The organism is Variovorax sp. J22G73 (assembly GCF_030317035.1).
GTDB lineage: Bacteria > Pseudomonadota > Gammaproteobacteria > Burkholderiales > Burkholderiaceae_C > Variovorax.
Genome location: NZ_JASZYK010000028.1, coordinates 1 through 12675, shown reverse-complemented (window position 1 = coordinate 12675; position 12675 = coordinate 1). Strand labels below are relative to the sequence as shown.

The following is a 12675-nucleotide window of genomic DNA, read 5'->3' as shown; positions in this document are numbered from 1 at the left end:
CCTGTTCATCAACACGCTGCCGCTGCGCGTGAAGCTCGGCGCACAGGGCGTGGCCCAGTGCGTCAAGGAAACCCACGCAGCACTCACCCAGCTTCTGCATCATGAGCACGCCAACCTCTCATTGGCCCAGCGCTGCAGCGCGCTGCCGGGCGGCACGCCGCTGTTCTCCGCACTGCTCAACTACCGCTACAACCCCCAGAAAGACGAAGCACAGCACGCCACTTTCTGGGAAGGCATGCAGATCGTCGGCGGCCAGGAACGCACGAACTATCCCTTCGACATGTCCGTGGACGACCTGGGCGAGGGCTTCGAGCTCGTGGCGCAGATTCATGAAGCCGTCGACGCGCGTCGTGTGTGCGAGATGCTGCTGGGTGCGATCGAATCGCTTGCGCAAGCCCTGGCCCATCAGCCGCTGCGGCCCGCCTGCGAACTCGACATTCTTGTCGTCCAGGAAGTTCGCCAGCTCGGCGCCTGGGGCATCAACACGCCCACGCACCCCGACCGCACGCCTGTGCACCGCGTGCTGGAGCTTCAGGCGAGGCAACAGCCGCAAGCGCCGGCGCTGGTGTTCGGCGAGCAGACGCTGAGCTACGCGGCATTCAACGCCCAGGCCAACCGGCTGGCGCACCGCCTGATCGCGCTGGGCGTGAAACCCGAGCACCGGGTCGGCATTGCGGTCGAGCGCTCCATCGACATGATGGTGGGCGTCCTCGCCATCCTGAAATCCGGTGCCGCCTATGTGCCGCTCGACCCGGGCTATCCCGCGGACCGGCTTGCGTACATGGTGGCCGACAGCGGCATCGTGGTGTTGCTCACGCAGTCGCATGTTGCCGGGCGCCTGTCCGTGGATGCGTCGGTCGCCACGCTGGCGCTCGACACGCAAGACCTCGGCGGGCAGCCCGCGCACGATCCGCAGGTGGCGCTGCACGCAGAGGGCCTGGCCTACCTGATCTACACCTCGGGCTCCACGGGGCGGCCCAAGGGGGTCGGCATTTCCCACGCGGCGCTGGCGGCGCATGCACGCGAGACGGTGCGATTCTTCGGGCTGACGCAGGCCGACCGCATGCTGCAGTTCTCGACGCTGAATTTCGACGGCTTCATCGAGCAGACCTTCGCACCGTTGGTCGCGGGCGCCGCCATCGTGCTGCGCGGGCCGGTGCTGTGGGACAGCGCGACCTTCTACCGCGAGCTGATCGAACGGCAGATCAGCGTGGCCGACCTCACCACGGCCTACTGGCTGCTGCTGGCGCAAGACTTCGCGGCGCATGGCGCGCGGCCCTATGGCGTGTTGCGCCAGGTGCATGCGGGCGGCGAAGCAATGCCGCCCGAAGGGCTCCACGCATGGCGCAACGCGGGCCTGGCGCACGTGAAGCTGCTCAACACCTACGGGCCTACCGAGGCGACGGTGACGGCGTCCGTCCTCGACTGCACGCCCTTTCTGCAGGCCGGCGGCCAGGTGCCCTCGCGCATGCCCATCGGCACGCCGCTCGCGGGCCGTGCATTGCGCGTGGTCGGACCCGATCTAGGCCTGGTGGCGCGCGGCGCCGTGGGCGAGCTGTGCATCGGAGGCGCGCTGCTGGCGCGGGGTTACCTGGGCCGGGCCGCGCTGAGCGCGGAGCGCTTCGTGGCCGATCCGTTCGACGAACAGGGCGGGCGGCTCTACCGCACCGGCGACCTGGTGCGCTGGAACAACGAAGGCCAGCTGGAGTACCTGGGCCGCATCGACCACCAGGTGAAGGTGCGGGGCTTCCGCATCGAGCTGGGCGAAGTCGAGGCCGAGCTGCTCGCACAGCCGCAGGTGCGCGAGGCCGTGGTCGTCGCCAACGAAGGACCGGGCGGCGCCAGGTTGGTGGGCTATGTGTCGGGGCAAGGCATAGACACGGCGCTGATCAGGAGGAGGCTGGCCGAAGCATTGCCGGACTACATGGTCCCTGCCGTCGTGGTGGCGCTCGACGCGTTGCCGCTGAACGCCAACGGCAAGGTGGACCGCAAGGCCTTGCCGTCGCCGGAGTTCGACGGGGCAAGCGCCTACGACGCACCGCGGGGCGAACTGGAAGAAACGCTGGCTGTCATCTGGGCCGAGGTGCTGGGCGTCGCGCGCGTGGGCCGTGGCGACAACTTCTTCGAACTCGGCGGGCATTCGTTGTTGGCGCTGCGGCTGCTGGAGCGCGTGCGCACCCGGGGCTGGAAGGTGCAGGTGAGAACCCTGTTCCAGCACTCGCAACTCGCAGCCTTCGCCCAGGCTTTGATGCAGGAGCAGGGGCGTGTCGAAGTGGTCGTGCCGCCGAACCGAATTCCCGTGGATTGCGAAGCCATCGAGCCGGGCATGCTCACGCTGATCGAACTCGACGCCGCCCAGATCGCGCGCATCGAATCCGCCGTTCCGAGCGGCGCCTTGAACATCCAGGACATCTACCCGCTGGCGCCGCTGCAGGAGGGCATGTTGTTCCATCACCAGTTGCAGACGCAAGGCGATGCCTACGTCACGCCGCTGGCATTGAGCTTCGACAGCGAAGAAAGGCTGGTGCAGTTTGTCGGCAGCTTCAACCAGGTCATCCACCGGCACGACATCTTGCGCACCGCGGTGCTGTGGGAGGGATTGAAGGAGCCGGTGCAGGTCGTGCATCGCCATGCCGAGCTGAAGTTGCAGTGGCTCGACGTTGAAGCGGGACGCGCTTTCGAGCAGCTCAATGCGCACGTCGATCCGTCGCACTACCGCATCGACGTGAGGCAGGCGCCGATGATTCGCGCCGTCGCGGCTTATGACCCGGTGCAGGGACGCTGGCTGCTGCAGCTTCCCAGCCACCACATGGTGCTCGACCACACGACGCTGGACTTCCTTGTCGAGGAGATATCGCTGGTCCAGCAAGGCAAGCATTCGGAACTGCCAGAGCCCGTTCCTTTCCGGAACTACGTCGCCCAGGCGCGCCTCGGCTTGAGCCAAGCCGAGCATGAAGCCTTCTTCACCCAGATGCTGGGCGACGTGGACGAGCCCACTGCCCCGTTCAAGCTGCTGGATGTGCAAGGCGACGGCACGCGAGTAGAAGAAGCACGACTGAAGCTCGAGCCTCAGCTCGCCCAACAGATCCGGCGCGAAGCGCAGCGCCACGGCGTGAGCGCCGCCACGTTGTTCCATCTGGCCTGGGCCTTGGTGTTGGCCAAGACGACGGGCAAGGACGACGTCGTATTCGGCACCGTGCTGTTCGGCCGCATGCAAGGCGGAGAAGGCGCCCAACGTGCACTGGGCCTGTTCATCAACACGCTGCCGCTGCGCGTGAAGCTCGGCGCACAGGGCGTGGCCCAGTGCGTCAAGGAAACCCACGCCGCACTCACCCAACTGCTGCACCACGAGCACGCCAACCTGTCATTGGCCCAGCGCTGCAGCGCGCTGGCGGGCGGCACACCGCTTTTCTCCGCGCTGCTGAACTACCGCTACAGCCCGGAGGCAGAAGGGGACGGTGTCGCCCCTTTGTGGGAGGGCATGGAAGTGCTTGGCGGCGAGGAGCGGACCAACTATCCGTTCGTCATGTCCGTGGACGATCTGGGGCAGGGCTTCGAGCTGGTGGCGCAGATCAGCGAGACCGTGGATGCGCAGCGCGTGTGCGGCTACGTGCATGCGGCGCTCGCGGGCGTGGTCACCGCGCTGTCGGAGCGTCCGCAGCAGCTCGCACAAGGGATCGAGGTGATGGCCGAGGCGGAATTGCTGCAGCTTTCGAGGTGGAGCGAGAACCCGCAGCGCTTCGGCGACTCGGAGCCTGTGCACCGGCTGATCGAGCGCCAGGCGCGGGCTCGTCCTGACTCGGTGGCGCTGGTTTTCGGTGACGAGACCCTGAGCTACGGCGAACTCAACGCACGTGTCAACCGGGTTGCACATCGCCTGATCGCCCTGGGCGTGGGCCCCGAGGTTCTGGTCGGCATCGCGACAGAGCGCTCCATCGAGATGGTGGTGGGCATCCTGGCGATCGTGAAGGCTGGTGGGGCCTATGTGCCGCTGGACCCCGAGTACCCGGCGGATCGCCTGGCCTACATGGTCCAGGACAGCGGCATCACCATGCTGCTGACCCAGAGCCACCTGCGCGCGCTGGTGCCCGTTGCCGGGCTGTCCCAGGTGCTCGACCTGGACACGCTGGACACGTCGGCCGAGTCCATTCTTGACCCTCAGGTCGACTTGCATGGCGACAACCTCGCCTACGTCATCTACACCTCGGGCTCCACCGGACGCCCCAAGGGCGCAGCCAACCGCCACCGCTCGCTGTTCAACCGGCTGGCGTGGATGCAGGAGGCCTATCGGCTCGGTGAAGCAGACACGGTGCTGCAGAAGACCCCGTTCAGCTTCGACGTGTCGGTGTGGGAGTTCTTCTGGCCATTGATGCAGGGCGCCAGGCTGATGGTCGCCAACCCGGGCGATCACCGTGACCCGGCAAGGCTGGTGGAGTTGATCCGCCATCACGAGGTCAACACCTTGCACTTCGTGCCCTCGATGCTTCAGGCGTTCCTGGCTTACGAGGGAGCCAAGGCGTGCACGAGCCTCAAGCGCATCGTGTGCAGTGGCGAGGCCTTGCCGGCGGAAGCCCGGGACAAGGTGTTCGCTCGGCTGCCGCAGGCCAGGCTCTACAACCTCTATGGCCCGACAGAAGCCGCCATCGACGTGACGCACTGGACGTGCCGCGACGATGGCAGCAAGCAAGTACCCATCGGCAGGCCGATCAGTGAGACACAGGCGTATGTGCTGGACGCGAGCCTCAATGAAGTGCCGGCCGGCGTCGCTGGAGAGCTGTATTTAGGCGGCGTCAACCTTGCACGCGGCTACCTGAAGCGGGCGGGCCTTACTGCTGAGCGGTTTGTGGCGGCCAACGATGGACAACGCCTGTACCGCACGGGCGACCTGGTCCGCTGGAACAACGAAGGCCAGTTGGAGTACCTCGGCCGCATCGACCATCAGGTGAAAGTGCGGGGCTTCCGCATCGAGCTGGGCGAGATCGAGGCGCAACTACAGGCGAAGCCAGAAGTGCGAGAAGCGGTCGTCGTGGCAAGCGAAGGCCCGGCGGGTGCAAGGCTTGTTGGTTACGTCTCGGGCAACAACATCGACACGGCAGACCTAAGAGAGCGCCTCGGCGAAGCGCTCCCGGACTACATGGTCCCCAGCGTCCTCATGGTCCTAGACGCACTCCCACTGAACGCCAACGGCAAGGTCGACCGCAAGGCGCTCCCTGCACCAGAGTTCACCAGCGATAAGGCCTACGAAGCACCAGAAGGCGAAGTCGAGCAAGCACTTGCAACGATCTGGGCTGAAGTCCTGAACGTGCCCCGCGTAGGCCGCACCGACAACTTCTTCGAACTCGGCGGTCATTCCCTGCTGGCCGCCCAGACCGTCGCGCGCGCGCAGAGCGCCATGCAGATGGACCTCGCCATCAAGGACGTGTTCCTGCACCCCGTTCTGGCGGACATGGCGTCGCTCATCGCCGACAAGAACCACGCGAAACCGGCCAGCCAGGCCCTTTCGGAAATCGATTCGCTGCTTGACAGCATGGAGACTGTTTGATGGAAACCCTTGCAACCCGTCGCATCGCGGAGCGCTTCTCGCGACTGACGCCCGAACAGCGGCGCACGGTCTACCAGAAGATCCGCTCGGAGGGGCTCACGCTCGGGCAGTTCCCGATCCTGGCGCGCGACGCAGCGGCGCTCGGCCGCTGCCATCTCTCGTATGCGCAACTGCGCCAGTGGTTCCTGTGGCAGCTCGACCCGCAAGGCACGGCGTACCACATCAGCGGCGCGCTCAAGCTCAGCGGCACGCTGGACGTGGACGCCGTGCGCGCCAGCTTCGATGCGCTGGTGCGGCGCCACGAGTCGCTGCGCACCACCTTCCGCGCGGAGGCCGGTGGCCTGGCCGAGCAGGTGATTCACGAGGCCGCCGCGCTCGACCTCGCCATCGTCGACCTGAGCGATGTTCCCGCGGGCGACGCGCGCGAAGCCCGCCGGCAGGAAGAGGCTGCGCGCCTGAGCGACACCCCGTTCGACCTGGGTGTCGGCCCGCTGATGCGGGTCGGGCTGATTCGCTTGTCGGCGCAGGAGCACATGCTGGTGGTGGTGATGCACCACATCGTGTCCGACGGTTGGTCGATGCAGGTGGTGGTCGACGAGTTCGTGGCGCAGTACCGCGCACGCGTCCAGGGTGCGCAAGGCACCCTGGTGGACGCCGAGCCGCTGCCGGTGCAGTACGCCGACTACGCCGTGTGGCAGCGCAACTGGCTCGAGGCCGGCGAGCGCGAGCGCCAGCTGGCCTATTGGAAGTCGCATATCGGCACCGAGCAGCCCGTACTGCAGTTGCCGACCGACCATGCCAGACGGGCGGACGGCCGCTACCGTGCCGCGCGTCATGCTTTCGAATTGCCAGACGCCCTGGTGAGGGCGTTGCACAAGCGCGCGCAGAGCCAGGGGGCGACGCTGTTCATGGCTTTGCTCGCGGGGTTCCAGGTGCTGCTGGGCAGGTACAGCGGCCAGTCGGACATTCGCGTGGGTGTGCCGATTGCCAACCGCCACCGGGTGGAGACCGAAGGCGTGATCGGCTTCTTCGTCAACACGCAGGTACTGCGCGGCGTGCTCCACGGCCGCGAGACCCTGGCGCAGGTGCTGCTGGCTGCCAAGGACGCCGCGCTGGGCGCGCAGGCCCACCAGGACCTGCCTTTCGAGCAATTGGTGGAGGCCCTGCAACCCGAGCGCAACCTGGGCACGAACCCGTTGTTCCAGGTCATGTTCAACCATCAGCGTGGGGATTTCAAGGCACTGCAGAGCCTGCCCGGGCTGTCGATCGGCGAGTACGACCTGGGCCTGCAGGCCGCCCAGTTCGAGCTGACGCTGGACACCAGCGAAGACGCCGACGGCCGCGTGCGTGCCAGCTTCAGCTATGCCGCGGAGCTGTTCGAGCCGCAAGGCATCGAGCGCATGGCCGGGCACTACCTGAGGCTGCTGGACGCGCTCGCCGAACGCCCCGAACAGACCGTGGGCGAGGTGAACCTGCTGGGCGAGGCCGAATCGAACCAGCTGCGGACCTGGGGCGCGCAGCGCCAAGGCCACATGGATGAAAGCAAGGGCGAAGGCAATGGCGAGGCGATCCACCACCTGATCGAACGCCACGCGCACGCCAGACCCCAAGCACCCGCGCTGGCCTTCGGCGACGAAGCCCTGAGCTACGGCGAGCTCAACGCACGTGCCAACCGACTCGCACACCGCCTGATCGCGCTGGGCGTGAAGCCCGAGAGCCGCGTCGGCATCGCGGTGGAGCGCTCCATCGAGATGGTGGTGGGCATCCTGGGCGTCCTCAAGGCCGGCGGCGTCTATGTCCCCCTGGACCCCGAGTACCCGGCGGACCGCCTGGCCTACATGGTGGAAGACAGCGGCATCGAACTGCTGCTGACCCAGAGCCATCTGGGGGCTTTGCCGGGCGCCGAGTCGGTCCACGTCCTGGCACTGGACACGCTGGACACGTCCACGGAGTCGGAAGCAGACCCTGATGTACAGGCTCACGGCGAGAACCTCGCCTACGTCATCTACACCTCGGGCTCCACTGGGCGCCCCAAGGGCGCGCAGCTGTGCCACCGCAACGTGACGCGCCTGCTGCAGGCCACCGAGCCGTGGTTCGGCTTCGGCGAGAACGACGTCTGGACGCTGTTTCACTCCTACGCCTTCGACTTCTCGGTGTGGGAAATCTTCGGTGCGCTGTGCACCGGGGGCAAGCTGGTGGTGGTGCCGTTCTGGGTGAGCCGTTCGCCGGAAGATTTTCTTCAGCTGCTGCGTGTGCAACGCGTGACGGTGCTCAACCAGACGCCCTCGGCCTTCGGGCAGCTGGTGGCCTTGCCGCAGACCTACAAGAACGAGAAGAACGAGAAAAACGAGCAGAACGACCTGGCGCTGCGCGTGGTGATCTTCGGCGGCGAAGCGCTGGACCCGCAGCGCCTGCGGCCCTGGATGGCGCACTTCGGTGACGACAGGCCGCAGCTGATCAACATGTACGGCATCACCGAGACGACGGTGCACGTGACGTACCGCCGGATCACGCAGGCGGACCTGGGGCAGCAGCGCAGCCCGGTGGGCGTGGCGATCGCGGACCTGGGCATGCAGGTGCTGGACGGCGAACTGGGGTTGGTGCCGATGGGGGTGGCGGGCGAGCTGTATGTGAGCGGCGAAGGGCTGGCGCGCGGCTACCTGAAGCGCGCAGGGCTTACGGCTGAGCGGTTCGTGGCGGCCAGCGATGGACAGCGCCTGTACAGAACAGGCGACCTGGTCCGCTGGAACAACGAGGGCCAGCTGGAGTACCTGGGCCGCATCGACCACCAGGTGAAGGTTCGCGGCTTCCGCATCGAACTGGGGGAAATCGAAGCGCAACTCCAATCCCAACGAGAAGTGCGAGAAGCGGTCGTCGTGGCAAGCGAAGGCCCGGCGGGTGCAAGGCTTGTTGGTTACGTCTCGGGCAACAACATCGACACGGCAGACCTAAGAGAGCGCCTCGGCGAAGCACTGCCCGACTACATGGTCCCCAGCGTCATCATGGTTCTAGACGCACTCCCGCTGAACGCCAACGGCAAGGTGGACCGGAAGGCGCTTCCCGCACCGGAGTTCACGAGCGACAAAGCGTACGAAGCACCAGAAGGCGAAGTCGAGCAAGCGCTTGCAACGATCTGGGCTGAAGTCCTGAATGTGCCCCGCGTAGGCCGCACCGACAACTTCTTCGAACTGGGCGGTCACTCATTGCTGGCGCTACGCCTGCTGGAAAGCGTGCGCGCGAAGGGATGGACCGTTCAGGTGCGAACGCTGTTCCAGCACCCGCAACTCGCGGCCTTCGCCCAAGCTCTGCTCCAAGAGCAAGGACGCGTCGAAGTGGTCGTGCCGCCGAACGGAATCCCAGACGGTTGCGAAGCCATCGAGCCCGGCATGCTGCCGTTGATCGATCTTGACGCTGCCCAGATCGCGCGCATCGAATCCGCCGTCCCCGGGGGCGCCTCGAACATCCAGGACATCTACCCTCTGGCCCCGCTGCAGGAAGGCATGCTGTTTCATCACCTGCTGCAGACCGAAGCCGATGCGTACATCACCTCGCATTCACTGAGCTTCGACAGCAAGGAACGGCTGGAGCGATTCATCGACAGTTTCAATCAGGTCATCGGCCGCCACGACATCCTGCGCACTGCCGTGCTGTGGGAAGGCTTGAAAGAGCCAGTACAGGTCGTGCATCGCCATGCCGAGCTGAAGCTGCAGTGGCTTGACGTCGAAGCGGGACGCTCGTTCGAACAGCTCGCTGCGCACGTCGATCCGTCGCACTACCGCATCGACGTGAGGCAGGCGCCGATGATCCGCGCCGTCGCGGCCTATGACCCGGTGCAGGGACGCTGGCTGCTGCAGCTTCCCAGCCACCACATGGTGCTGGACCACACGACGTTGGACTTTTTAATTGAAGAGATTTCGCTGATCCAGCAAGGCAAGCATTCGGAACTGCCAGAGCCCGTTCCCTTCCGGAACTATGTCGCCCAGGCGCGCCTCGGCGTAAGCCAGGCAGAGCATGAAGCCTTCTTCACCCAGATGCTGGGCGACGTGGACGAGCCGACGGCTCCCTTCAACCTGCTCGACGTGCAAGGCGACGGCACGCGAGTCGAAGAAGCACGACTGAAGCTCGAGCCTCAGCTCGCTCAACAGATCCGGCGCGAAGCGCAGCGCCACGGCGTGAGCGCCGCCACGTTGTTCCATCTGGCCTGGGCCTTGGTGTTGGCCAAGACGACGGGCAAGGACGACGTCGTCTTCGGCACCGTCCTCTTCGGCCGGATGCAAGGCGGAGAGGGCGCTCAACGCGCACTGGGCCTGTTCATCAACACGCTGCCGCTGCGCGTGAAGCTCGGCGCACAGGGCGTGGCCCAGTGCGTCAAGGAAACCCACGCAGCACTCACCCAACTGCTGCACCACGAGCACGCCAACCTCTCATTGGCCCAGCGCTGCAGCGCGCTGCCGGGCGGCAGGCCGCTGTTCTCTGCACTGCTGAATTACCGCCACGGCGCATCGCCGTCGCCGGATCAACCTGCTCAAGCGTGGGAGGGTATGGAGGTTCTCTCAGAAGAAGAGCGCACCAACTACCCCTTCGTGATGTCGGTGGACGATCTGGGCGATGACTTCATTTTGGTCGCACAGATCGTCGAAACCGTGGACGCGCGCCGAATCTGCAACTTCATGCAGATGGCCGTCGGCGGCATCGTGAAGGCGCTGACGAAGCATCCAGAAAAATCGATTCGCGGGCTGGATGTGATGTCGAGCAGCGAGCGGGAAGCGCTGCAGGCGTGGAGCGAGAACCCGCAGCGCTTCGGCGATTCGGAGCCTGTGCATCGGTTGATCGAGCGCCAGGCGCGGGCTCGTCCCGACTCGGTGGCGCTGGTCTTCGGTGACGAGACCCTGAGCTACGGCGAACTCAACGCGCGCGCCAACCGGGTTGCACATCGCCTGATCGCCCTGGGCGTGGGCCCCGAGGTTCTGGTCGGCATCGCGACGGAGCGCTCCATCGAGATGGTGGTGGGCATCCTGGCGATCGTGAAGGCCGGTGGTGCCTATGTGCCGCTGGACACTGAATACCCGGCAGACCGCCTGGCCTACATGGTCCAGGACAGCGGCATCACCATGCTGCTGACCCAGAGCCACCTGCGCTCGCTGGTGCCCGTTGCCGGGCTGTCCCAGGTGCTCGACCTGGACACGCTGGACACCTCGGCCGAGTCCGACACCGATCCGCGGGTCGATCTGCACGGCGACAACCTCGCCTACGTCATCTACACCTCGGGCTCCACCGGACGCCCCAAGGGCGCAGCCAACCGCCACCGCTCGCTGTTCAACCGGCTGGCGTGGATGCAGGAGGCCTATCGGCTCGGTGAAGCAGACACGGTGCTGCAGAAGACCCCGTTCAGCTTCGACGTGTCGGTGTGGGAGTTCTTCTGGCCATTGATGCAGGGCGCCAGGCTGGTCGTCGCCAACCCGGGCGATCACCGTGACCCGGCACGGCTGGTGGAGTTGATCCGCCATCACGAGGTCGACACCTTGCACTTCGTGCCCTCGATGCTTCAGGCCTTCCTGGCGCATGAAGGCGTCGGTGCGTGTACCTCGTTGCGACGCATCGTTTGCAGCGGAGAAGCCCTGTCCGCCGAGGCTCGCAACCAGGTGTTCGCTCGGCTGCCGCTTGCCGGGCTCTACAACCTCTATGGCCCGACAGAAGCCGCCATCGACGTGACGCACTGGACGTGCCGCGACGATGGCAGCAGCCAGGTGCCCATCGGCAGGCCGATCAGCGAGACACAGGCGTATGTGCTGGACGCGAGCCTCAACGAAGTGCCTGCCGGTGTCGCTGGAGAGCTGTACCTGGGCGGCGTCAATCTTGCACGCGGCTACCTGAAGCGGGCAGGCCTTACTGCTGAGCGGTTCGTGGCGGCCAACGATGGACAGCGCCTGTACAGAACAGGCGACCTGGTGCGCTGGAACAACGAGGGCCAGCTGGAGTACCTGGGCCGCATCGACCATCAGGTGAAGGTGCGGGGCTTCCGCATCGAGCTGGGAGAGATCGAAGCCCAGCTCCAAGCCCAGCCCGAAGTTAGAGAAGCGGTCGTCGTGGCAAACGAAGGCCCAGCAGGTGCAAGGCTTGTTGGTTACGTCTCGGGCAACACCATCGACACGGCAGCACTGAGAGAACGCCTGGGTGAAGCGCTCCCAGACTACATGGTGCCCAGCATCATCGTGGTCCTCGACGCACTCCCGCTGAACGCGAACGGCAAGGTCGACCGCAAGGCGTTGCCTTCGCCGGAGTTCACGAGCGACAAGGCCTACGAAGCGCCAGAAGGCGAAGTCCAACAGGCACTGGCAACGATCTGGTCTGAAGTGCTGAACGTGCCCCGCGTAGGCCGCACCGACAACTTCTTCGAACTCGGTGGTCACTCATTGCTGGCACTACGCCTCCTGGAAAGCGTGCGCGCGAAGGGCTGGACCATTCAGGTGCGAACGCTGTTCCAGCACCCGCAACTCGCGGCCTTCGCCCAAGCTCTGCTCCAAGAGCAAGGACGCGTCGAAGTGGTCGTGCCGCCGAACGGAATCCCAGACGGTTGCGAAGCCATCGATCCCGGTATGCTGCCGTTGATCGATCTTGACGCTGCCCAGATCGCGCGCATCGAATCCGCTGTCCCAGGCGGCGCCTCGAACATCCAGGACATCTACCCTCTGGCCCCGCTGCAGGAAGGCATGCTGTTCCATCACCTGCTGCAGACCGAGGGCGATGCATACATCACCTCGCATTCACTGAGTCTCGACAGCAAGGAACGGCTGGAGCGCTTCATCGACAGCTTCAATCAGGTCATCGCCCGCCATGACATCCTGCGCACTGCCGTGCTGTGGGAAGGCTTGAAAGAGCCGGTGCAGGTGGTGCATCGCCATGCCGAGCTGAAGCTGCAGTGGCTTGGCGTCGAGTCTTCCAAAGCGGCTGAACAGCTGAATGCCCATGTCGATCCGGCGCACTACCGCATCGACGTGCAACAGGCACCAATGATTCATGCCGTCGCGGCCCACGACCCGGTGCAGGGACGCTGGTTGCTGCAGCTGCCCAGCCACCACATGGTGCTGGACCACACGACGTTGGACTTTTTAATTGAAGAGATCTCGCTGATC

At 65.6% G+C, this 12675-nt stretch carries 2 protein-coding genes; both read left to right on the top strand.

Annotated elements, in window-relative coordinates:
• The first annotated feature begins 28 nt into the window (after positions 1-28).
• On the top strand, positions 29-5542 hold the full coding sequence (locus QTI51_RS38820; protein ID WP_286547721.1) for a non-ribosomal peptide synthetase: 5514 nt from the start codon (positions 29-31) through the stop codon (positions 5540-5542).
• The coding region (locus tag QTI51_RS38815; RefSeq protein WP_286518436.1) for a non-ribosomal peptide synthetase at positions 5542-12675 on the top strand (7134 nt) is incomplete at its 3' end. The genes QTI51_RS38820 and QTI51_RS38815, both read left to right, overlap by 1 nt.